At 55.3% G+C, this 23,682-nt stretch carries 20 protein-coding genes, 1 tRNA gene and 1 pseudogene; 12 read left to right on the forward strand and 10 right to left on the reverse strand.

Annotation, left to right across the window (positions count from 1 at the left end; genetic code table 11):
* Positions 1–37 precede the first annotated feature (37 nt).
* Positions 38–916, forward strand: coding sequence for a sulfurtransferase (locus tag ACIPF8_RS08200; protein ID WP_400419385.1), 879 nt, complete (start codon positions 38–40; stop codon positions 914–916).
* A gap of 120 nt (positions 917–1,036) precedes the next feature.
* Here the strand turns inward: ACIPF8_RS08200 and ACIPF8_RS08205 are convergent, their stop codons facing one another.
* Positions 1,037–1,612, reverse strand: coding sequence for a flavodoxin family protein (locus tag ACIPF8_RS08205; RefSeq protein ID WP_400419387.1), 576 nt, complete (start codon positions 1,610–1,612; stop codon positions 1,037–1,039).
* 382 nt (positions 1,613–1,994) lie between these two features.
* Between ACIPF8_RS08205 and gluQRS the strand changes: the two genes are divergently transcribed.
* Positions 1,995–2,903 carry a tRNA glutamyl-Q(34) synthetase GluQRS gene (gluQRS, locus tag ACIPF8_RS08210; RefSeq protein WP_400419390.1) on the forward strand — a complete coding sequence of 303 codons (909 nt, stop codon included), beginning with the start codon at positions 1,995–1,997 and terminating at the stop codon, positions 2,901–2,903.
* A gap of 7 nt (positions 2,904–2,910) precedes the next feature.
* On the opposite strand, the gene ACIPF8_RS08215 is transcribed toward gluQRS, so the two are convergent.
* From ACIPF8_RS08215 to ACIPF8_RS08230, 4 genes are all read right to left on the reverse strand, one after another.
* Positions 2,911–4,401, reverse strand: coding sequence for a DEAD/DEAH box helicase (locus tag ACIPF8_RS08215; RefSeq protein ID WP_400419393.1), 1,491 nt, complete (start codon positions 4,399–4,401; stop codon positions 2,911–2,913).
* Positions 4,402–4,668: 267 nt separating this feature from the next.
* Positions 4,669–5,694, reverse strand: a complete 1,026-nt coding sequence (gene tsaD, locus ACIPF8_RS08220) for a tRNA (adenosine(37)-N6)-threonylcarbamoyltransferase complex transferase subunit TsaD (RefSeq protein WP_400419396.1) — start codon at positions 5,692–5,694, stop codon at positions 4,669–4,671.
* Positions 5,695–5,760: 66 nt separating this feature from the next.
* Entirely contained in the window at positions 5,761–5,952 is a 192-nt protein-coding gene (locus tag ACIPF8_RS08225; RefSeq protein WP_400419399.1) for a zf-HC2 domain-containing protein, read from the reverse strand.
* 118 nt (positions 5,953–6,070) lie between these two features.
* Complete coding sequence (locus ACIPF8_RS08230) at positions 6,071–6,637, reverse strand: sigma-70 family RNA polymerase sigma factor (RefSeq protein ID WP_400419402.1); 567 nt, start codon at positions 6,635–6,637, stop codon at positions 6,071–6,073.
* A gap of 158 nt (positions 6,638–6,795) precedes the next feature.
* Between ACIPF8_RS08230 and ybiB the strand changes: the two genes are divergently transcribed.
* The 8 genes from ybiB (at position 6,796) to dnaG (ending at position 16,267) form a co-directional block, all read left to right on the forward strand.
* Positions 6,796–7,803 (forward strand): DNA-binding protein YbiB, encoded by a 1,008-nt coding sequence (ybiB, locus tag ACIPF8_RS08235; protein ID WP_400419405.1) that lies wholly within the window; start codon positions 6,796–6,798, stop codon positions 7,801–7,803.
* A 333-nt stretch (positions 7,804–8,136) separates the two neighbouring features.
* Complete coding sequence (locus ACIPF8_RS08240; RefSeq protein WP_400419408.1) at positions 8,137–9,345, forward strand: cation:proton antiporter; 1,209 nt, start codon at positions 8,137–8,139, stop codon at positions 9,343–9,345.
* A gap of 11 nt (positions 9,346–9,356) precedes the next feature.
* Positions 9,357–10,556 carry a YbdK family carboxylate-amine ligase gene (locus ACIPF8_RS08245; protein ID WP_400419411.1) on the forward strand — a complete coding sequence of 400 codons (1,200 nt, stop codon included), beginning with the start codon at positions 9,357–9,359 and terminating at the stop codon, positions 10,554–10,556.
* Between the two features lie 42 nt (positions 10,557–10,598).
* On the forward strand, positions 10,599–11,795 hold the full coding sequence (locus tag ACIPF8_RS08250; RefSeq protein WP_400419414.1) for an NAD(P)/FAD-dependent oxidoreductase: 1,197 nt from the start codon (positions 10,599–10,601) through the stop codon (positions 11,793–11,795).
* Positions 11,796–12,540: 745 nt separating this feature from the next.
* Complete coding sequence (locus tag ACIPF8_RS08255; RefSeq protein WP_400419416.1) at positions 12,541–13,413, forward strand: Wzz/FepE/Etk N-terminal domain-containing protein; 873 nt, start codon at positions 12,541–12,543, stop codon at positions 13,411–13,413.
* Positions 13,414–13,549: 136 nt separating this feature from the next.
* Positions 13,550–13,762 (forward strand): 30S ribosomal protein S21, encoded by a 213-nt coding sequence (rpsU, locus tag ACIPF8_RS08260; RefSeq protein WP_005665410.1) that lies wholly within the window; start codon positions 13,550–13,552, stop codon positions 13,760–13,762.
* Positions 13,763–13,976: 214 nt separating this feature from the next.
* The gene (locus tag ACIPF8_RS08265; RefSeq protein WP_400419419.1) at positions 13,977–14,426 is read left to right on the forward strand and encodes a GatB/YqeY domain-containing protein; all 450 of its coding nucleotides are present in this window, start codon (positions 13,977–13,979) and stop codon (positions 14,424–14,426) included.
* Positions 14,427–14,470: 44 nt separating this feature from the next.
* The gene (gene dnaG, locus ACIPF8_RS08270) at positions 14,471–16,267 is read left to right on the forward strand and encodes a DNA primase (protein ID WP_400419422.1); all 1,797 of its coding nucleotides are present in this window, start codon (positions 14,471–14,473) and stop codon (positions 16,265–16,267) included.
* 242 nt (positions 16,268–16,509) lie between these two features.
* On the opposite strand, the gene ACIPF8_RS08275 is transcribed toward dnaG, so the two are convergent.
* Positions 16,510–16,773, reverse strand: coding sequence for a hypothetical protein (locus ACIPF8_RS08275; RefSeq protein WP_400419425.1), 264 nt, complete (start codon positions 16,771–16,773; stop codon positions 16,510–16,512).
* Positions 16,774–16,864: 91 nt separating this feature from the next.
* Between ACIPF8_RS08275 and rpoD the strand changes: the two genes are divergently transcribed.
* Positions 16,865–19,102, forward strand: coding sequence for an RNA polymerase sigma factor RpoD (rpoD, locus tag ACIPF8_RS08280; RefSeq protein ID WP_400419428.1), 2,238 nt, complete (start codon positions 16,865–16,867; stop codon positions 19,100–19,102).
* A gap of 146 nt (positions 19,103–19,248) precedes the next feature.
* Positions 19,249–19,327: transfer RNA gene (locus tag ACIPF8_RS08285), tRNA-Ile, on the forward strand.
* A gap of 46 nt (positions 19,328–19,373) precedes the next feature.
* On the opposite strand, the gene ACIPF8_RS08290 is transcribed toward ACIPF8_RS08285, so the two are convergent.
* The 4 genes and pseudogenes from ACIPF8_RS08290 to ACIPF8_RS08305 form a co-directional block, all read right to left on the reverse strand.
* Positions 19,374–20,354: a tyrosine-type recombinase/integrase gene (locus ACIPF8_RS08290; protein WP_400419432.1), complete on the reverse strand. Its 981-nt coding sequence runs from the start codon at positions 20,352–20,354 to the stop codon at positions 19,374–19,376.
* A gap of 53 nt (positions 20,355–20,407) precedes the next feature.
* Positions 20,408–20,518: pseudogene (locus tag ACIPF8_RS08295) on the reverse strand (hypothetical protein); the annotation flags it as partial.
* A 53-nt stretch (positions 20,519–20,571) separates the two neighbouring features.
* A complete protein-coding gene (locus ACIPF8_RS08300; protein ID WP_400419435.1) occupies positions 20,572–23,244 on the reverse strand; it encodes a toprim domain-containing protein in 2,673 nt (890 codons plus the stop codon).
* A 4-nt stretch (positions 23,245–23,248) separates the two neighbouring features.
* Complete coding sequence (locus tag ACIPF8_RS08305; protein ID WP_400419438.1) at positions 23,249–23,542, reverse strand: hypothetical protein; 294 nt, start codon at positions 23,540–23,542, stop codon at positions 23,249–23,251.
* Positions 23,543–23,682 lie beyond the last annotated feature (140 nt).

Below are 23,682 nucleotides of genomic sequence, written 5' to 3' on the forward strand. Positions count from 1 at the left end.
AATACTGATAAATCAACGACTTACCGAGAAACAAGCCATGCAGTCCAGCAATTCTTACGTTAATATTGCCGCCTACAAATTCGTCACTTTCGACGATACAGCAGAGAAACGCCCGGAATTTCTTGCAATTTGCAAACAATTGCAGCTAAAAGGCACGATCTTGCTCACTCCGGAAGGCATCAACCTGTTTTTGGCCGGTTTGCGCGAGCAGATCGATCAATTCCTGGCCTGGCTGCGCGCCGATGAGCGCTTTGCCGACCTGGAAGTGAAGGAAAGTTATTCGGAAAAGCAACCGTTCACGCGCATGCTGGTCAAGCTGAAGGCTGAAATCATCACGATGAAACATCCACTGATCAAGCCAGAACTGGGCCGCGCGCCGGCGGTGGAAGCGAAAACCTTGAAGCGCTGGCTGGACCAGGGCCATGACGACAACGGCAAACCGGTGGTCATGCTGGATACCCGCAACGCCTTTGAAGTCGATGTCGGCACCTTTGAAAACACGATCGACTGGCGCATCGAGAAATTCAGCGAATTCCCGGCAGTCGTGGCGGAACACAAGGACGAGCTGGCAGACAAGACCGTGGTCACCTTCTGCACTGGCGGCATCCGCTGCGAAAAGGCTGCGATCCACATGCAAAATATCGGCTACGACAGCGTCTACCAGCTGGAAGGCGGCATCCTCAAGTATTTCGAGGAGTGCGGCGGCGCCCACTATGACGGCGATTGCTTCGTATTCGACTATCGCACCGCGCTCAACCCGCAATTGCAGGAAACCGCGACGGTGCAGTGCTACGCCTGCCGCGCCGTGGTAACACCGCGTGAGCAATTGTCGCCGCGCTACGTGGCCGGCAAATCCTGCCCACATTGCGTGCCGGAAGCGACCGACATGCCGACTGAAGCCGCTGCCGCCCAATAAACATGACGGTGCAACAGCCGTCCAGCAAAAAGCCCGCAGGCAATTTACCTGCGGGCTTTTTTATTTTATGAACGACTACGTGGCTGGGATCAACGCAAACCCGGCCGTGACACCCGATTCTTAGCGCTTGAATCTCTGCGCAGTTTCGGCAACCCGCTTGCCGAATTGCTTGGCAGTTTCCAGGTCGCCTGCCGCCGGGCCTTCTTCGGCCGAAGAGTCGGATGGACTTTGCGCCAGGGCGCCGGAAAAGCCGCCGACAAAGTTGACGTCATTACGTTGCGCCGCCTTGCTATTGGCCGGCATCAGGCCCGTGCCGACCCACACCATGCTGTGCTGCATCGCAAAGGTGATCAGGTAGCTCATGGTCGTGCCCTTGTCGCCGTTCATGGTCGCCGAATTGGTAAAGCCGGCCGCCACCTTGTCTTTCCATTTCTGGCCAAACCATTGCTTCGACGATGTGTCCGCAAATTTCTTGAACTGCCAGGAAACCGTGCCCATGTAGGTCGGCGTGCCAAAGATGATGGCGTCGGCGGCTTCCAGCGAGGCCCAGGCAGCGTCGCTCAGATTGCCCTCGGCATCGATGGCGATCAGCTCAGGCACCGCGCCTGCTGCGCTCTGTACGCCGGCGTACACTGCCTCAGCCTGGTTTTTCGTGTGGCCGTAGCCGGAGTGATAAACGATAGCGACTTTAGTCATGACAATGCCTTTCATGTGGAATTCGGTTAATCAATAATTGCACCGGTGTCGACGCAATTAGAATCGCAATGATGCACCAGGAAATGAATTTCTGCTGCTATGCAGCACCGAATTCTGAGAACAAACTGCCAGAATGAGAGTCAAGCCAAGCAGTGCCCGTATCGTCGCTCTGTATGGCCTTAGCGGATTCGGTCACGACATAGTCCAAAAATTATGTCGATATAGAAATATTTCATATATATCCACTCAATTATTTGGCACTATGGACGTATGGCGCGACCTTAAGGCATGGCGTACACCGGTAGTGGGAAAATCCCCAAACGGTTTATGACAAGGCCAAGCGCAACTGCAGTGACTACAGCTCATCATGAATCGACCAGCAATGTCTAATCAACAAAACTATATCGGCCAAAATTATGTCGGCCGATTTGCGCCCTCACCCACCGGCCCGCTGCACGCAGGTTCGCTGGTGGCGGCGATGGCCAGCTACCTCGACGCCAAGGCCCACCACGGCCGCTGGCTGTTGCGCATGGAAGATGTGGACGAGGCGCGCACCGCAGCAGGCGCCGCCGAGTCTATCCTGGCGGACCTGATCGCACTCGGGATGCATTGGGATGGCGAAGTGGTATATCAAAGCCAGCGCACAGCGTTGTATGAAGCGGCGTTCGACCGCCTCGGCCGCCTGGCCTACCCATGCGGCTGCACCCGCCGTGAAATCGTCGATTCCCGCATTTGCGTCGCGGCCGACGGCGCGGCCGTCTATCCTGGCACCTGCCGCAGTGGGCTGCCGGTCGGCAAGCCGGCCCGTGCATATCGCCTGCGCGTCCCGGATCCCGGGCATATCGACGAATTGATTATTTTTGACGATCGCTGGCTCGGCCGCGTGCAGCAGCATCTGGCGATTGAAGTCGGTGATTTTGTATTGAAACGCGCAGATGGCTTCTGGGCTTACCAGCTTGCCGTGGTGGTTGACGACGCGGATCAGAACGTTACGCACGTGGTGCGCGGCGCCGATTTGCTCGACTCCACCGGACGCCAGATTTATCTGCAGCGTCAGCTGAAACTGGCAGCGCCGCAATACCTGCATGTGCCAGTCATCACCAACGCCGATGGCGAAAAATTATCCAAGCAGAATGGCGCGCAGGCCATTGATGTGACACAGCCGTTGCTCGCGTTGAACAAGGCTGCATGGTTCTTGGGATTGGATATCGGACAGGTCGACAGCGTGGCCGCATTCTGGCCGCTGGCGACTACTGCCTGGGCGAATCTGGAATTGACCCGCCAAGGCTGAACCTGAACTAGCGCTTTGGCAAACCACCCAGCAAAGCCGCCAGCTTGACCTTCGGCTTGATCGAGCCACCCACCGGGGCAGCATTGACCGGCGCAGCATCAGGAACGGCCGTCGGTTCGTAGGGCTTGAGGAACCAAGGGTCGATTTTTTCCTTACGCGTGGTTGGCGTCGAGGTATAGGCGCTGCGGGTGTGCTGCATGCTGCGGCTGGACGTACCGTTGCGGCTGTCGCTGCTGCTACTGCTGCTGCGGTCGGCAGAATCGCGGCGTCCGGAGCGCTCGCGTTCGGCAGCAGCCGGCTTGGCGACGAATCCGGTCAGCTCGGCCCGCACGAACTTGTGCTTGATCATCTTTTCGATATCAACCAGCAGGCGCTCATCCTTATCGGCGTACAGCGAAATTGCATCGCCGGAAGCGCCGGCGCGGCCGGTACGGCCGATCCGGTGCACATAGTCTTCGGCGTTATACGGCAAATCGAAATTGATCACGCATGGCAGTTCGGCGATATCCAGGCCGCGCGCGGCAACGTCAGTTGCCACCAGCACTTCGATCTCGCCTTGCTTGAACGCTTCCAGCGCAGCCATCCGCTCGTTCTGCGTCTTGTCGCCGTGAATCGCGGAAGCCTTGACGCCTTCGCTTTCCAGATGACGCGACAGGCGCGATGCGCCGATCTTGGTATTCGAGAAAACGATCACCTGCTTCAGCTTGCGCTCGCGGATGATGAACGACACGGCCTCGGCCTTGGTCTGCTCATCGACGCGGTACATGGTTTGCGTGACGTTGTCGGCGGTGGCGTTGCTGCGCGCCACTTCAATCGTCACCGGATTCTTCAGGAAACTCGATGCCAGCTTCTTGATCTCGCCCGAGAACGTGGCGGAGAACATCAGGTTCTGGCGTTCTTTCGGCAACAGGTTGATGATACGCTGCAAGTCCGGCAGGAAGCCCATGTCCAGCATGCGATCGGCTTCATCCATGACCAGGATTTGCGTCTGCGACAGATTCACCGTCTTTTGCTGAACGTGGTCCAGCAGGCGTCCCGGCGTAGCAATCACGATTTCGATGCCGGAGCGCAGCGCGGCGGTTTGCGGTGCGATATCGACGCCACCGAACACGACGGTCGCGCGCAGCGGCGTATGCCTGCTATACGCCTTGACGTTCTCGGCCACCTGGTCCGCCAGTTCGCGGGTCGGCGTCAGGATCAGGGCACGCACCGGATGCCGCGCCGGCGAGGCGCTGGTATTCGCATGTGCCAGCAGCAGCTGGATGATCGGTAACGAAAAACCGGCAGTTTTGCCGGTTCCGGTTTGTGCCGCGCCCATCACATCGCGTCCTTGCAGTACTACCGGGATCGCTTGCGCCTGGATCGGCGTCGGGTTGACATAGCCCTGGTCGCTCAGCGCGCGCAGGATATCCGGGGACAGCCCGAAGTCTTCGAAACGGACGGAGGGTGCAGTAGCCACTGCTGGATCAGGTTGAATCTCGGACTTGATGTCGGACATGGTAGTTGGCGGCCTTCGGTGCAAGATGCACTCAAATAACGAATCTGCATTCGTAAAAAGGCACTATTTGCTCTCAATTGTATTCGTGGATTTCGTGTCGGCCCATCAACGCCCGCGCTTGCATACGTAAACAAGCGCGATGGCATCCGAGCCAAATGAATGTGGAAACGCCGTATCAGCGACTGTCAACCAAGTTGTTATTTGATCATCAATTGCCGGCACGTTTTATACCACAGTCGGGCATTATACGCCTTGCCGGGAATTTGCTCAGATTCCGAGCTCATTGAGCGGCCAGCGTGGCCGCACGTTGAACGCATAATCGCGCTGTGCCGCTTCCGGTTTGATTTGCAGCCGCATGGCGCCGGCGAATGCAATCATCGCGCCATTGTCGGTACAAAACTCCAATTCCGGGTAATACACCCGAAACCGGCGTTTCACTGCAGCGGCATTCAATGCACTGCGCAATTGCTGGTTGGCGCCAACGCCGCCGGCAATCACCAGCCGCTTGAGACCGGTATGTTTCAGCGCGCTCAGGCATTTGGCGACCAGCACATCCACCAGCGCATCGACAAAGCAACGCGCGATGTTGGCCTTGTCCTGCTCGCAGATATTTGCCGGATGGTTTTTAACCAGGGTCAGCACCGCCGTCTTGAGGCCGGAGAAACTGAAATCCAGGTTCTTCGAATGCAACATCGGGCGCGGCAACTGATAAGCGGAAGGATCGCCGAATTCCGCTAACCGCGAAATAGCCGGACCGCCCGGATAACCAAGACCGAGCAGCTTGGCCGATTTATCGAAGGCTTCGCCGGCGGCATCGTCCAGGGTTTCGCCCAGCAATGTGTATTGCCCGACGCCATCGACCCGCATCAATTGGGTATGGCCGCCCGACACCAGCAGCGAGACAAACGGGAATTCCGGCGGATCGCTGGCCAGCAACGGCGACAGCAAATGCCCTTCCAGATGATGTACGCCCAACATCGGTTTATCCAGCGCCAAACCAAGGCCGCAGGCAACCGAGGCGCCGACCAGCAATGCGCCGGCCAGGCCAGGGCCTTGCGTGTAGGAGATCGCATCGATGTCGTGGCGGTCGATGCCGCTTTCAGCCAACACTTGTTGCAACAAGGGAATAGCGCGACGGATATGGTCGCGCGAGGCCAACTCAGGCACCACGCCGCCATACTGCTCATGCATCGCTACCTGCGAATACAGGGCATGCGCCAGCAAGCCGCGTTGCGTGTCGTACAACGCCAGGCCGGTTTCGTCACAGGAAGATTCAACGCCGAGAACAATCATTGGGGGAACATTTTTTTCACAATGCCGCATTGTAAAGGAAAGCAAGGGCGGCATTCACTGCCGATGCTAATCCTTGTCGAGGCGCTTCATGGCCTGGCGGATAAAGGACAGTTGCTGCGAAAACCTGGTGCAGGCGGTGCAAGTCCACAAATGTATCCTGACCCGCGCACGCGTCAAGGCCGACAAGTTGCTGTCTTGTGCTTGGGACAAGAGCAGCTGGGTGTCGCGGCAATGTGGAATCAGGCGTTTATATGACATAAGGATAATGAATTTGTTTACCGGTAAAAATTGCGGTAGCGGTCATTGGTCGTAGAACCAGTTCAATACTTACAATAAATTTTGATATCAGCGTGCATCGCGTACAGCTATCGCTCCATCAGGCCTGCGCACCAAACCAGTTCAGTTGCAGGCATTCGCGCAACCGGGTGCGCGCCCGGTACAGCAAGACCCAGGCGTTGGCGGCGGTAATGTCGAGTTCCTTGCAGATCGCATCGGTATCGAGTTCCAGCCACTCGCGCATCATGAAAATGCGGCCGGTCTTGGCGGGGAGCTTGTCGACGCACAATTGCAGGATATCGAAAAATTCCTTGCGTTCCAGGGTCTGGTCCGGATTGCCCCAGCTCGGCGCGGCTTCCAGCGCGTGCCCCGTGGGAGTGAACAAGGCGTCGATCATGTCGGCGTCGCTGCGGTCCGCATCTTCGTCCGGATTCAACTGCACCTCGCGCTTGCTGCGCCGCAATTGATCGAGCAGCTTGTGCTTGAGTATGCCGATGACGTAGGTCTTGAACGAGGACTGTTCCTGGAAACGATCGGGATGCTCCATCACCGCCAGTATCGTTTCCGATACCGCGTCTTCAGCCAGGGTTTCGTTGCGCAACTGCAGCGCGGCAAACCGCAGAAGTTGCGGCCGCAATGCATCAAGTTGACGGGGATCAAATGCCATATAAGCCCGAATAAAAAAATCAGGAACAAACGCGCGACACATCTATTTGCCGATGTCGTTTGCCGGTGATTCTACCCGATGACCGTCGGCAGCATCCCGTTAAAGTAAAATCGATGCAAACGCCAGTGACAGCTACCCTTCAACCCAACAATCCAACCATGAACAACACTCAGTCGACAGCACCGTTCCCCGCAGCCCGCTTCATCAAGGAAATCGGACGCGGCAAGGACGGCGCGCGCAGCCTGTCGCGCAGCGATGCTCACGACTTGTACGCTGCCATGCTGGATGGCCGGGTCTCGGACCTGGAGTTGGGTGGCATATTGCTGGCCATGCGCATCAAGGGTGAATCGGTCGCGGAAATCGCCGGCTTCCTTGACGCCGCCGAAGCATCCTTCACTCCAATCTCGATTCCACCAGAAAACCGCCAACAGTACGCGCCGATCGTCATCCCCAGCTATAACGGTTCACGCCATATGGCAAACCTGACGCCGTTGCTGGCGCTGCTGCTGGCACGCGAAGGCGCACCGGTACTGTTGCATGGCGTATTGACCGATCACGGCCGCGTCGCCAGCGCAGAGATTTTTCAAGCGCTCGGCCAACCGATCTGCAGCAGCATCGCGCAAGCGCAAGATTGTTTCAATCAACAACTCCCGGCCTTCATGCCGATTGATGTGCTTGCGCCGAAAATGGCGCGCCTGCTCGCCATGCGACGGATACTTGGAGTCCGTAATTCAACCCATACCTTGGTCAAAATCATTCAGCCCTTTACCGTTCCGGCGTTGCGCCTGACTTCGTACACCCATCCGGAATACCTGACCATGCTGAGCGCCTACTTCACAACAAGCGCCGCGGCAGAACGCGGCGACGTCTTCCTGATGCGCGGTACAGAAGGCGAAACCGTCGCCAATGCCAAGAAGGCGCAGAAAATCGACTGGTTTCATGCGGCCACGCAAACCACGTTAGTGGAAAAGCAGCACATCGCTGAGGAAATTCCCGTGTTGCCTGAGCAAGCCGATGCGCACAGCACAGCCACCTGGATCAAGCAGGCATTACTGAATCAGAACTTGATACCAAAGCCAATTGCGGAACAAGTGGAGCAGTGCCTTATGGTTAGTAAAGCGCTGTACGCGCAACGCCATATACCCCTTACAGATAAGCAAACCTGATTGCTGAAGGGAACTAATTTAAGCGAAGGCTGACGAACTGTTCGGTTCCACAAAAAAACGGGCCATGTATTATCTAGTTTTTCAACAATCAAAAAATTGTCAGAAAACACATACAAGTATCAGCAACAAAAACAGGTAGCTAGCGTCGTTGTGCATATATGAGACGAACTCGGTAGCGTCGATAGCACATCGCAATAAAAACGCAATCAAGTCAAGGAGACCGAGCTTAACGATATGTTGTACAAGCAGTTCAGCAACACACCATTCATCTGCCCATATGGCATCTTGTGCGGCATAGCTTCAGCACCGTAAGACTAACTTTCTGGAGGATCCATGGATTGGACTCTTCCGCCCTTTGCACTAGCACAGCCGATCCAATGGAATGCGCTGTTACTGTTTGGCAGCTTGCTGCTATTCGGGCTGGTGGGCGGCCACATCGTGACAAAAAACCCCTGGTTTCCGCGCATTACCGGTTATCTGATAGTCGGCTTCGTCCTCGGCGTCGGCGGCCTTGATCTGCTTTCCGGAGATGTACTCAAGCTGGCCAATATTTTTGCCGACATGGCAATGGCCCTGGTTGTGTATCAACTTGGACGCTATGTCGACATCGGCTGGCTGCGCCGCGAGAAATGGCTGCTGGCTACCGTCATCCTCAGTGCCGTGCTTTGCTTCACGTTTGTCAGCGGCGCATTGATCTGGCTTGGCACCTCGCGCGTGCTGGCCTTGCTCGGCGGCGTGCTGGCGATTGCTACCGCACCGGCAGTCGTCATGGTGGTGGTGCGCGATCTCAAGGCCGAAGGCCAGGTGACGCGCCGTCTGGCTGCCATGACGGCATTGAATAATTTTGTCGCGATACTGGCCGCGTATGCATTATTGCCGGTGGTCGCGCATGAAAGCGCCACGCCGTTCAGCACGCTGGTCGCCCACACCTTGTATTCGTTGTGTGGCTCGCTGGTGCTGGCATACCTGACCTATCGGCTGATGATGCCGCTGGCGCGCCTGCTGGGCCGCCAGCCAAGCCGCCAGTTCGTGCTGGTCATCGCGGTCATCACCCTGGCCATCGGCGCCGCGCATGCGTTGCAACTGCCGATACTGTTGACCATGCTGATCTTCGCCATCATGTCGAAGAACCTGGATCACCAGTACGACTTGATGGAGCTCGAATTCGGTGTCGCCAATGAGTTGTTCATCGTGATGCTGTTCGTCACCATCGGCGCCTCGATCCACTTGTCCGATCTGTCGAAGGTAGGCGCCTCGGTTGCCGTGCTGATCGCGGCGCGCTTCCTGGCCATGGCTTGCGGCGTCTTTTCATTCGCGCACTTTGCCAAGATGAAATGGAAGCAGGCGGCACTCATTACCCTGGGGACGCTACCGATGACGGAAGCCGGACTAGGGTTGATTCAAACCACCGCCTATCTCTATCCCAGCACCACGGCCGATATATTGCCATTGCTGGCCGGCTGCCTGATCGTGTTGGAGCTGCTGGGACCGATAGCCACGCAATTCGCCTTGATCAAATCGGGTGAAAGCGGACGCGAATGAAGGATGAGACCATGATCGAAGATACCCAAATCGATACCGCCCCCGCCGAAGCGGCAGCGCCAGAGATCCTGCCGTTTACCAGTTCCAGCCCATTCACCATGGGCATCGAACTGGAGCTGCAACTGGTCAATCGCCGCAACTACAACCTGGCCAGCGACGCGGTCGACCTGCTGACCTGGATCGAACCGCGCGAGCTGCAAAAGCAGATCAAGCTGGAAATGACACAGGGCATGATCGAGTTGAACTCGGACGTGCACACGCGCGTCGACCATCTGATCGAAGAGTTGAAAGGTTTGCGCGCGGCACTCAACCGCGGCGCGCAATACCTGAACATCGACGTCTCCGGCGGCGGCGCGCATCCGTTCCAGCACTGGAATGAACAGCGGATCACGCCGAGCGAACGCTTCCACCACCTGCACGAGAAGTACGGCTACCTGGCCAAGACCTTCACCGTATTCGGCCAGCACATCCATGTCGGCGTGCCGAACGGCGACGACGCCTTGTACCTGACGCATGCCTTCTCGCGCTTCGTACCGCATTTCATTGCTTTGTCGGCCGCCTCGCCGTTCTACCAGGGCGCCGATACCAAATTCGATTCCTCGCGCAGCAACGTGGTGCGCGCCTTTCCCTTGTCTGGAACGGCGCCGACGCTAACCCGCTGGAGCGATTTCGAAACGTATTACGATGAGTTGCTGCGCATGGGCATCATCGGCAGCATGAAGGATTTTTACTGGGACATCCGTCCCAAGCCGGAATACGGCACCGTCGAAATCCGCGTGTGCGACACGCCGCTGACCATCGAACACGCGGCCCATCTGGGATGCTATGCGCAATTGCTGGCGCGCTGGATCCTGACGGAGCGGCCATTCGTCATCACCAACGATTTCTACCTGCTGTATCAATACAATCGCTTCGAAGCCAGCCGCTACGGCTTGAACGGCTCGATCGCGCTACATGGCAGCAATCCGGCCGATTCGTCAAAACTGCCGATCCACGAGCATTTGCTGGGCCATCTGCAGGACTTACAGCGGTATACTCAGAACGAAGCCGAGCAATCGGCCCTGAAACACTTGCGCCACATGGCGGAAGGCCGCATCAGCGATGCCGGTTGGCTGCGCCAGACATTTGCCGAGCGTGGTTCGCTCAACGACATGATGCGACTGTCGTCGGAACTCTGGATGGGACAGAAACCGCCGCCGTACTTCCAATAGCTGATGCTTAATTTAATTTAATTAATAATTAATAATTGATCGATGCAAAAACAATATGATGTCGCCGTAATCGGCGCTGGCGCCGCCGGCATGATGTGTGCCGCGGTTGCCGGTCAACGCGGAAAGAAAGTAATACTGATCGATCACGCCAGCAAGCTGGCGGAAAAAATCCGCATCTCGGGCGGTGGCCGCTGCAACTTCACCAACATCAATGCCGGTCCACAGAATTTCCTGTCGCAGAATCCGCATTTTTGTAAAAGCGCCCTGTCGCGCTACACCCCGCAAGATTTCCTCAGCCTGATGAAGCGCTACCGGATCGGCTATCACGAGAAGCACAAGGGTCAACTGTTCTGCGACGATTCATCGGAGCAGATCATCGACATGCTCAAGGCTGAATGCGGACTGGGCAATGTCGAATGGCGCATGCCGTGCAGCGTCGCCAGCATCGGCAAGAGCGGCGAGGCGTTCCGCATCGACACCGATGCCGGCGAAATCCTCGCGAGCAATGTCGTCATCGCCACCGGCGGCCTGTCGATTCCAAAAATCGGCGCCACCGATTTTGCCTATCGGATTGCGCGCCAGTTCGGCTTGCGGATGGTCGAGCCACAGCCGGGGCTGGTGCCGCTGACTTTCGATTCAGCGGCATGGCAACCGTTTTTACCGCTGGCGGGAATCGCGTTGCCGGTCGAAGTGGAAACCGGCGACAAGAAAGCCCGTGGGGAATTCAGGGAAGACCTATTGTTTACCCACCGCGGGCTGTCAGGACCGGCAATCCTGCAAATTTCCAGTTTCTGGAAGCTGGGCACGCCATTACGCCTGAATCTCTTGCCCGAGATCGATGTCGCCGAAACATTGATCGATGGCAAAACCACAATCAAGAAAAATATCGGCAACGTATTTGCGCAATGGCTGCCGACGCGTCTGGCGCACGGCATCATCGAAGCCAACAAACTTGACCCCGCCGCCCGTGTGGCGGACATGCCCGACCGCCAGTTGCGCAGCCTTGGCGACGCCATCAATCGCTGGTCCATCCAGCCAAGCGGCTCAGAAGGATATCGCAAAGCCGAAGTCACTCTCGGCGGAGTTGATACAAAGGAATTATCTCAGCAGAGCATGATGTCGAATCAGGTCCCCGGCCTGTATTTTGTCGGCGAGGCAGTTGATGTCACCGGCTGGCTGGGCGGCTATAATTTCCAATGGGCCTGGGCATCGGCGACGGCGGCCGGACTATCCGTCTGACTATAGATGGTCTAGCCGCAACCGGGCCTAGTGCCATTGACCTTCTATTGTGCAGTGTGGCGACCGTTTTTTCCATTGGCAGGAATAGCATTGCCAGTGGTAGTGGAAACCGGCTACAAAAAAGTCGCGGCGATTCCAAGAAGGCCTATTGGTCACCCACCGCGACCTGTCGGGGCCAGCGACCCTGTAGACGCCGAGTTTTTGGAAACTGGGTACACCATTCGGCCTGAATTTCTTGCCCGAGATATATGCAGCCGACACATTCACTTATGGCAAAATCACAATCAGGAAAAATTTAGGTAGCGTGTCTGTACAGTGACTGCTGGCATTGCTCGCACACTGCATCATAGAAGCAAGCAACGTCGATCTCATCGCCAGCCTGAACAACACACCTAACCTCCCGCCGCACAACCTGTACAACAGCATCAATCGCTGTGACATCCAACCGCATGGCTCCGAAGACTACCGCAAAGCCGAGGCTATCCTCAGCGAAATTGGCGTAAGGGAACTATCTCAATAGAGCACAATGTCTAACCATATATCCGGCCTATATTTTTTCGACAAGGCGGTCGACGTCACCGGCGGGCGGGAAAAATATAGCTTCCAACGGCATGACGTCCTGCGGCTAGATTAACCGTCTGACAATAAATGAACAACTATCATCTGGCTCGCGGTAAAATTAGGTCAAGTCTTTATTATTAATACAGTTAGTTAGTTACATCAGATAACAATCAACTCTCTTCACATGTCAAATAACTCACCCAACCATTCCGATACAACCCAATTCGACGACGCTGAACTTATTGATCTCTCTGTAATGTGGGGGAGCTTAAAGCGTCATTGGATCATCATTCTGGCGTGCGTTATCCTAGCCACTGCCGTTGCCACCGGATTGACATTTACGCTACCTGCAAAATGGGAGGCATCTGGCACATTACAAATCGGGCAACTGCCTGTATCGACAACAACCTTGATTGAGCCTACCGCCCAAGCAGCAGAGCGTTTCAAGCAACGCCAATTGCAAGATCGTGCCTTAACTACAGCGGGCTTACCCTTGAATGAAGACAGCGACGATCGCACGCGCCTTTTCCGCAAAACACTGAAGGCGACCGCTGGAAAAAACACAGATTTTGTCGATGTCAGTGTAGCCGGTTTCTCACAAAATGAAGCAAAGACCAGTCTAAACTCCGCAGTGCAGGCACTTATCAATTCTCACAGTGTACGCTTGGCGCCGATGATCAAGAACCTGGATGACCGACTCAAGACCAACGCCCTTCAAATGGCACAGGCAACTGCTGAGAAGGCTCGCTTGGAAGCTAGCTTGAAGAATGCGACCGCGTCGGCAGCCGGTGCAAAATTTGAACCGAGCGTGGTAGCAATCAACTTGCTTGCCAAACAGGAGGAACTGATACGGGGCCTGACAGCGGAACAAGCAAGCTTGGTGGACCTGCACACCAAAACCAATACGTTCCCCACTATGTTGGTTGATGCCATTTTTGTGCCGGAAAAACCATACTTCCCCAAACTCGGCTTATTCCTTGCCGCCGGACTCCTCATTGGTGTCATTGTTGGTGGTGCTTTGGCCTTGTTTTTGGATCGTAATCGCGCCAAAGCATAGTTATGACACGATAAGCAAACAGAATAGATGTTGCAAATTAGCGGCAAGATTGATTCAGGGCGGCATAAGACTTCCATTTATTGGTTTTTTCCGCTATAATCTTCTTCTTCCCTATACAAACTTGGTTTTAATTTACATGACCACAATTCGTCTTAAAGAAAACGAGCCGTTCGAAGTCGCTATGCGTCGCTTCAAGCGCACCATTGAAAAAACAGGTTTGCTGACTGAGTTGCGTGCACGTGAATTCTACGAAAAGCCAACTGCTGAGCGTAAGCGTAAGCTGGCAGCCGCTGTGAAGCGCCATTACAAGCGTATCCGCAGCCAGCAATTGCCGAAAAAACTGTACTAATATTTGCACTAATTCTTCATCGCACCTGGTGCGGTTGATTGAATAGCGTTACAAACCCGCTCCGGTGTTGCTCCGCAGCGGGTTTTGCCGTTTATTGCAATGTATTTCCTTGCTATAAAAATCAACGGCAAAACCGCGCAACAGACGCAACAACAATATTCTGGCATTTAGTCTTTCCGTTCCGCACGGAAAACACCACTACTTGGAGAACTGCATGGGCTTGAAAGAACAGATTACCGAAGACATGAAGGCAGCGATGCGCGCCAAGGACACGGCAAAACTGAGCGCAATCCGGTTGATTACCGCCGCGATGAAACAAAAGGAAGTCGATGAGCGTATCGAATTGACCGATACCCACGTTCTGGCCATCATCGAAAAAATGATCAAGCAGCGCAAGGATTCAATCACCCAGTTCGAAGCCGGTGGTCGCCAGGATCTGGCAGACATCGAAAAGGCCGAGCTCGTCATTCTCGCTACCTACATGCCGGCCGGCCTGTCGGAAGCGGAAATCCAGGTCGAAGTCGCTACAGCAGTAACCGCCAGCGGCGCCGCCGGACCGCAAGACATGGGCAAAGTGATGGCAATCCTGAAACCGAAGCTCGCCGGCCGCGCCGACATGACTGCGGTATCGGGATTGGTAAAAGCCGCATTAACCAAAGCCTGAACACGTAAAATACCCGATATTGCGCCTGCTGCCGTCGAATCTACGTGATCCCGCAATCCTTCATCCAGGACCTTCTCAACCGCGTCGACATTGTCGACGTGGTGGGTAAATACGTCCAACTGAAAAAAGGCGGCGCGAACCTGATGGGTTTGTGCCCTTTCCACAACGAAAAATCGCCAAGCTTCACGGTCAGCCCGACCAAGCAGTTTTATCACTGCTTCGGCTGCGGCGCGCACGGCACGGCGATCGGCTTCCTGATTGAATACTCCGGGCTAGGTTTTGTAGAGGCCGTCAAAGATCTGGCGCAAGGCGTCGGCATGACAGTGCCGGACAACGACGACAAGATTCCGCCGGCGCAACGCGCCGAGTACCAAGCCAAGAGCCTGGCCCTGTCGGATGCGATGAGCAGCGCCTGCGATTTCTATCGGCAGCAGTTGCGCAGCGCTACGCACGCAGTCGATTACTTGAAGCGACGCGGCCTGACCGGCGAGGTCGCAGCCAAGTTCGGACTGGGTTACTCCCCTGACAACTGGGACAGCTTGCGCCAGGTGTTTCCCGATTACGAAGTGACGGCGCTGGTTGAAGCCGGACTGGTGATCGATCGCACCGATGAAGAAGGCAACAACCGCAAGCGCTACGACCGCTTTCGCGATCGCATCATGTTTCCGATTCGCAATACCAAGGGCCAAGTCATCGGTTTTGGTGGCCGCGTGCTGGATGCCGGCGAGCCGAAGTACTTGAATTCGCCGGAAACACCCCTATTTCAGAAGGGAAGCGAGCTGTATGGCTTGTTCGAGGCGCGCCAGGCAATCCGCGACGCCGGCTATGTGCTGGTGACGGAAGGCTACATGGATGTAGTGGCCCTGGCCCAGCTGGGTTTCCCGCAGGCAGTAGCCACGCTGGGAACCGCCTGCACACCGACCCACGTGCACAAACTGCTGCGCCAGACCGACCATGTGGTGTTCAGCTTCGATGGCGACCGAGCCGGTCGCAAGGCTGCGCGGCGCGCGCTGGACGCTTGCCTGCCGCACGCCACCGATAACAAAGTCATCAAGTTCCTGTTTCTGCCGCAGGAACACGATCCGGACAGTTTTGTCAGGGAAATGGGCGCAGAGGCATTCAAGCGGCAAATCCATGACGCCATGCCATTGTCACAATTTCTACTGAACGAGGTGACGGCCGAGGCTGATTTGAACACCTCCGAAGGACGGGCGCGGGCGCAATTCGATGCAAAACCGCTGTTGCAATTGATGCCGCCTTCGTCGCTGCGTCTGCAGATCGTCCGCGGCCTGGCGCAATTGACGCAATCGACGCCGGCCGAAATCGAGTCTTTGTTCGAACTGGTCAAGCCGATTGCCACCGCGCGCCGCGCACCGCCGCGCAGCAACCGCCCTGCCCCGGTCGGACTGGAGCGGCAAATCATTCGCCTGCTGGTGGCCCACCCGGCATTTGCATCCGAACTGGATGACGCGGCGCTGGATGCGGTAGCGCACTTTGCGCCGGATCGGGCGGAAATGCTGGCACGCCTGATTACCGCAAGCCATGAAATGGGCGATCAGGCCAATTTTGCAACGCTGGCCGAGCATTTGCGTGAAGGCGGCGAGGATTTTGAGTCATTGATCGCAGAAATTGCGGCGGAATCGGAATCGGAAACAGAAGCCGCGCGATTAGAACTGGCAGGCGCCATTCGCCAGACTAAAATGAAGATATTGAAAGATGAGCTGGACCAGCTCGCCGCATCCGGCTTGGGTAGCGAAGAAGCGCGCCAGCATTATCGGGATTTGATGCAAAAGCAGGAGCAATTGCGGCGTGAAGCAGATGCTGAAACCAATTTGCGCTAGAAATCTGCACAAAATACCGGCAGACGGCGATCAGGCTGAGCGCCGCCGCGGTAGATCCGGGGCGCTTGGATTGGAGGAAAGCCCCTCCATATGCTATAATTAAAGGCTTTAGATTCAACGCCTTAGAAGCAGCCGATTTGGCTGCTGAATTGATAGTAACACCAGTTTTGTTTGAGTGAGATAGGAACGTAGAGAGATGTGGTGCGCAGGCGGCTTTGTCGGCGATTTAAACTTGGCAAAATTTAAACGGACGGACTGCAGGCAGTAGTAACCATAGCGCAAATCAGTGTAACCAAATTGGTATTTGATTCCATGGCGAACGCAATGAAGAGACCCGCAAAATCCCTGACACTTTCTGTTAAAAATGCGAAGCCGGCAGCGGCCAAACCGAGCGCCTCTTCCTCTACACCGAAAACCTCCGTAAAGAAAACGGCAGTTTCATCAAAACCGGCAGTTTCACCGAAAACGGCGGTTTCATCAAAAACGCCAACCAAACCCGTTAGCAAGAAAGTCGTTTCTCAAGCAACTGCGACGACCACGAAAAAAAGTGCATCAAGAACTGTTGCAAAACCAGTATCTGTGAAATCGAAAGCCCCTGTGACAAACAAGAAACCTCAACTCAAAGTCGTCAAATCATCCAAAAATGCAGCCGCGGCTCCGGTCAAGGCCGATGTTAGCGTGATGATTGGATCAGGCGTAAGTCAAACCACGGATGCCGCAACACTGGCGGCGATTGACACTTCCGGCTATATCCTGCCGTCGGTCAAGGTACCAGGACGTCGTGGTCGCAAGCCGAAAGAATTCCAACCGGAAAACGATGAAGTCGCGGCGCTGAACGCGGTCGAACGCGCTGAACTGAAAGCGGTCGACAAAGCCAAGGCCAAGGATCGCAAAGCCAAGGAAAAGGCTTTGCTGAAAGACGCGTTCTCGTCCGACACCGAAGCCAGCGAAGAAGAACTCGAAGCCCGTCGTCAAAAGCTCAAGACCCTGATCAAGATGGGCAAGGAGCGCGGCTTCCTGACCTTCTCGGAAATCAACGATCACCTGCCTGAAAACATTATCGATCCGGAAGCCATCGAAGGCATCATCGGTACGTTCAGCGACATGGGGATCGCGGTCTACGAACAAGCGCCTGACGCAGAAACATTGCTGCTGTCCGACAACGTTGCCACCGTCGCCAGCGACGACGACGCCGAAGCCGCTGCCGAAGCAGCGCTGTCGACCGTCGACTCCGATTTCGGCCGCACCACCGATCCAGTCCGCATGTACATGCGTGAAATGGGTTCGGTCGAACTGCTGACCCGCGAAGGCGAAATTGAAATCGCCAAGCGTATCGAAGACGGCTTGAAGGACATGATCCAAGCGATTTCGGCCTGCCCGACTACGATCGCCGAAATCCTGCTGGCCGCCGACAAGATCGGCAAGGACGAAATCAAGATCGACGAAATCGTTGACGGCCTGGTCGATCCTAACCAGACAGATGAAGCGGCAGCTGTGAGCGCAGCTGCGCCTGCGACGGACGACGAAAGCGAAGAAGACGAAGAAGAGGAAGAAGAAGACGAGGAAGAAGAAGACGCCAGCTCGACGTCTGGCGCTGCCGGCTTCTCGGCTGAACAACTTGAGCAACTGAAGCGCGACGCGCTGGGCAAGTTCGAAACCATTTCCACGCAGTTCGACAAGATGCGCAAGGCTTTCGAAAAAGAAGGCTACAACTCCAAGCCGTATGTCAAAGCGCAGGAAATCATTTCGAACGAATTGCTTGGCATCCGCTTCACCGCCAAGGTCGTTGAAAAACTGTGCGACACGCTGCGTGGCCAGGTTGACGAAGTGCGCCAGATCGAACGCCAGATCCTGGACGTTGCGGTCAACAAGTGCGGCATGCCGCGCACGCACTTCATCAAGGTTTTCCCAGGCAATGAAACCAATCTTGACTGGGTTGACGGTGAAGTCGCCGGCAATCACGCATACAGCACGGTTCTGAGCCGTAACGTGCCTGCAGTGAAAGAACTGCAGCAACGCCTGATCGATTTGCAGGCGCGCGTCGTGCTGCCTCTGCCAGACCTGCGCGGTATCAACAAGAAAATGGGCGCCGGCGAACGCAAGGCGCGCATGGCCAAACGCGAGATGACCGAAGCCAACTTGCGTCTGGTAATCTCGATTGCCAAGAAATACACCAACCGCGGTTTGCAGTTCCTGGATCTGATCCAGGAAGGCAACATCGGCTTGATGAAGGCAGTCGACAAGTTTGAATATCGTCGCGGCTACAAATTCTCGACCTATGCAACATGGTGGATCCGTCAGGCCATCACCCGTTCGATCGCCGATCAGGCTCGCACCATCCGTATTCCGGTGCACATGATCGAAACGATCAACAAGATGAACCGCATCTCGCGTCAGATCCTGCAGGAAACCGGCGCTGAGCCGGATCCGGCAACACTGGCGATCAAGATGGAAATGCCGGAAGATAAGATCCGCAAGATCATGAAGATCGCCAAGGAACCGATTTCGATGGAAACACCGATCGGCGACGACGACGATTCGCATCTGGGCGATTTCATCGAGGACAACAACACCCTGGCGCCAGCCGATGCAGCGTTGCACGCATCGATGCGCGGCGTCGTCAAGGACATCCTCGATTCGCTGACCCCACGCGAAGCGAAGGTCTTGCGCATGCGCTTCGGTATCGAAATGTCGACCGATCACACACTGGAAGAAGTCGGCAAGCAATTCGACGTGACACGTGAGCGCATTCGTCAAATAGAGGCTAAAGCGCTGCGCAAGCTGCGCCATCCTTCACGCTCCGACAAGCTGAAGAGCTTCCTGGAAGGTAATTAAATTAAGTAGCAGTGAATCATTCGGTATTTTTGGCTGATTCACTGTAACTTCCGCTACCTTTCGCCCCGGTATTTTTCTATAATACGAAAATTGCCTGCATTTTAAGATGTCGTTGTGCGCAAGCTGCGCAACAGTCCTGAGGAATTGGGCCCCTAGCTCATGCTTGGTTAGAGCAGCGGACTCATAATCCGTTGGTGCCCAGTTCGACTCTGGGGGGGCCCACCAGTATCCATGCGGGTTGCGTGATTTTTCATGCAACCCGCATTTTCTTTTAGTGGGGATTTTTTTGACCAATTCGGTCGATTGCAGACCTCAGCGAGTCCGTAGCAAGGTGTGCATAACGTTGGGTGCTGGCCGAAGATTTGTGTCCTAAAACTGCACCAACGGTATATAGATCAACGCCCTCATTAATCATCGAACTTGCAGCACTGTGGCGTAGATCATGAAAATGAAGCCAATCCATGCCAACTTTCCCCCTTGCCGTTCTGAAATGTTTGGATATTCGGCTTTGATCTGGTAACGGTATGTTGGCGCACACGCGCAATTTTCTATGCATAGGGACGATGCGAGGTTCGCCATTCTTTGTATCGGCCAAGACAAATGCTGACTCTGTCCGTTGCGCACGAATGATTTCACTCATACGCATACCACTATAAAAAGCAATCCTGATTGCTGCACGAGTGGCACGGTGCTGACAGGCTCGGCAAAGTTCCAGCATAGTTTTTCTGTCAATAAAAAATCTGCGCTCATTTCTCACCACTGGAGAGATGACCCGTTCAGCTGGGTCATGTTCAGCCATCCCATGGTATTTCCAAGCATATCGGCAAGCCGAAGTCAGGTACCGAATGCGGTTACGCAATGTAGCTGGCGCAAGTGGCTTATCGTTAAGCTCATCTGCGCGGCCCGCCTTAGCAATATAAAATTTGCAAGCATCTGCAAGCGCTGTAATTGAACGGCCTTGATATGCAAAAAACATTTGTCCAAGTTCCCGCTCCACATTACTGCCGCTTTTTAACTGTGGTGTGCGCTCCCTTATGTAGATGTCGACGGCTTCCTCGATTGTATGTGCAGGGCGTTCGATGTTCGTTGCGAGGGCGTAGAGCTTCGCGGATTCCTGCCGGTCAAAGGCGTCCGCCTGGGATTTATTCCAAGTTTTCGGAAGGTGTTTTCTAGTACGGACACGCTGCCCCGCAAGGCGACGGTCGAATTCAAAGACGAAACAACCCCGCGCTTTATCTCTATAAATCGGCATGATTCCAGATATCCATTAATGTCTGAACGGTTAAATATAATCCGACGGCCCATTCGATAACAAGGTATCGGGCCGGTTGGTGCAGCCAAATCATATACTTGACGGACTGAAAGACCTAAAATCAGCGCGGCTTCTTGCGCGTTGATTTTGTCATTTTCTGGCATACATTTCTTTCCTAAACGACAGCAGCATTAGAACGCACACTGTTATCAAACAATTAGTTAGTCGGTTTATCGTTTTGAAATACCCAGCACATCATTGATTTGCTTCCTAGGACGTTGTCTCGGGCACGGATCTGGCTGTTGACTACGCGCACGTCGAGGAACTTGCGCCGGCGGCTAGTGCGCAATACCTTTTTGAGGTCGCCGATCACCGGAATCTGTTGGCGGCGCTCAGCGGCGATCTGCACAAAATGGTTCAGATTGACCGCGATCAGCTGCGGGTCGCGGGAATGGTTCAAGCGGTGCATGTCGTTGCTGTCCAGATAATCGAAGGCTTCCCAGAATTCCTGCACCAGGACATGGTCGTCATTGATCACCTGCTGACGCTCCCCGGCCATGGTGATGATCTGCTCACGCATAGCCTTCTGCTGTTCAGGTGTCAGCTTGATCACCAGCCCCAGGGCGTCGGTGAGTGCCAGCATCTGCGCATGCGTCTCGACCAGGCGCGGCATCTTGATTTCCGGCCGCATCCGTAATTCCTTCAAATAGACCGCCGTGCGCTCGGCCACGGTTTCCATGATCTTCTTCTCGCGCTTGGTGGCGGCCAGGATGAACCCGGAGACTTTCTCGGCCGGCATGAACTTCAGAGCGTCAGCAGCTTCGCCCGATTCCGGCGTCTGTGTCGTCAGGTCGAAATACAGGTGGACGATCCGCGACAGAATTGCCTCGGAAGCGTTGACCGGGTTATTCTGCGAAATCACGATAGCGCCACGGAACGGCGGCTCATAGGTTTCATTACCGCCGGTATTCATGCCCCGTGCGCGGGTTGAGCGACCGTTGTAGGCAGTTTTCAGCTCATCCCAATCGAATGATTTGACGTGGCTTTTATCGCCGTCCATGCGCTCCCGGTCTGACTCGATCAGCACTACCGGCAAACCGGATACCTGCGAGAAGTTACGGGCACGAGCGGCCAAGCTGGATTTACTCGGATCGAAACCTTCATAGCCGGCACGGCCAAACAGCTTCCAGAGAAATTCAATCAGCGTGGACTTACCGGCGCCAGCCTTACCGACCACCTCCAGAAACGGATAGGAACTCTGCGCGGCGCGGATCTGTTCAGCGAACAGAGAGCCGAACCAGAATGTCAGGGCGACCATCCCCTTCGGGCCAAAGGCTTTCCATAGCAAATTGACCCAATCCGTCGAATAGCCGTCCGGGTCGCGGTTGATCTGTAGCGACACTGATCGGTTCAACGATTTGACGGCAAGGCGCCCCAGGTCGTAAAAATCTTCTTTATTAACGTCATACAGCGTGCCATCCTTGATGGCGACGTTATCCAGCACATAACAGCCGTATTCCTTGCTGTAACCAATATAGTCGATGGTTTCGACCCGCTTGATATGGAACAGATCGCGCTCCATGATCCGGTCCAGCATGGCGCTGCTGCCACTGAACATCGCACCAGGAGCGATACCTAGCAAGCGCTTCTTGAATTCGGCTGAACTGGAAATCTGCGCACTGGTGAACGTATTCTTGATCGAGGCGCCGTCATGCGGGAAATCGACACGGAAGTAATACCAGGCTTCATCCGTCATCTCGTTTTTTTGGTAATACAGCGCGACAGGATTGCAGTTCGCAATCGGGCGTATCGTATGAGACGCGTGCAGCGCTTTCTCGCGCTTGCCAGCCTCCGACAAGATACTGGTCGACCCTTCGCTGTCGAGCTGGTCCATTTCCTTGTTATAGGCGACCAGATCGAGATTGAACCAGTACAGGCGATTCCGAAACTCGAAATCGAATTCTGTCTTGCCTTCCTTTCCATAGATTAGCAATGCCTTGTCGCTGGCGCTGCCGGCAATCAGGACAGCGCCGTGGTAACGGTAGTTCTCGATATCGGCGTCGGTCAGCTTGTCTCGCTGATGTAAATCGTTCCAATCCAGCTTGGCGCTACCATTCTGCGGAATCTGGGCGGCAGTACACTCCCAACCGGCAGCCCTGGCGCGCTCGACATGCTTGTGCGTAAAGCTACGACCGGCGCTATCGCCATCGAGCGCCCACACCAGGCGGCAATCCTGATTGCCACGGGCATCGCGCAGATCCTGCAGCGACTGCAGCGGATAGTTATTGCAGCTCATGATCGATACGGCCGCAATGCCGTGGTGTTCCAGGGCAATCGCATCAAAAATACCTTCCACGATCCAGATCTCGTCGACCGCCTGCAGGCTGTGCCCTGGATGGGACCAGAATCGGCCGTGATAGGCTGATCCGAAGCTAAACCGTGCCTTCTTCTTGCCAAAACGTTGCGACTTGTCGATCAGACGCTCCCAATAGCCGTCAGCGACCGCAAAGCGCACCGTGGCGCTGCCGATGTTCAGATCTTTGTCGAAATAGCTTTCCTGCTTGTACAGGCCCTGCACACGAGATAAGGTAAAACCGCGGCCGTGCTGCATGTAGGCGTCGGCCGCTGCTTGCGGGTTAGTCGCATCAAGCGTCTGGTAACGCTTGCTCCAGTCGTCGAATAAGTCAGGGTACAGTTCCTTGACATGGCCTTCGTAGCCGCAATTGTTCAAACGGCCGCAACGCACTACCCACGGGTTATCGGCATTGGCATACAGTTCTTTCTTCTGGCACTGGGGGCAAGTGCCGGCGCGCAGATAGCCCTTTTTTTCGTGTTTGAAATTGAATTCGGACAGGCGGCTCAGAATGTCGGCGTGTAAAGATGGGTTCATCGTGTTATTCGTAATCAGCCGCGGCGCGGCGTTTAAGGTCAATCGGTTGCTGCTTGTTGTCGGGGGTAGTGGCAAAGGTGCATAAATATTGCCGCTGAAATTCTTGTGCGCTCATGCTGGGCCGCACTTCCTCGACCGGATCCCGCCACAGATGCGCCGGAATTCGGTCGCGCCAGCAGTTCGCAATGACCGACAACGTGGACAGCATCAGCGGCGAGACTTCGTGCAGCGGGATGGTGATACGCAATGCGTGGTGGACGCGCTGCAGCTGCTCTAAACTGATATTCGGCGCCGTCATCACCACTCCCCTTCCATGCCGTTGAGCGCTTGAATACATTCAGCATGTTGAAGATTGCTTAAAATTGCCCCACTGTTTTCATCGAAATCTGCCCCACCCTGTTAATGCGTAATTCATATTATTTCTGTGGATAAGTTTTC

Source organism: Collimonas sp. NPDC087041 (genome assembly GCF_044745265.1).
GTDB lineage: Bacteria > Pseudomonadota > Gammaproteobacteria > Burkholderiales > Burkholderiaceae_D > Collimonas.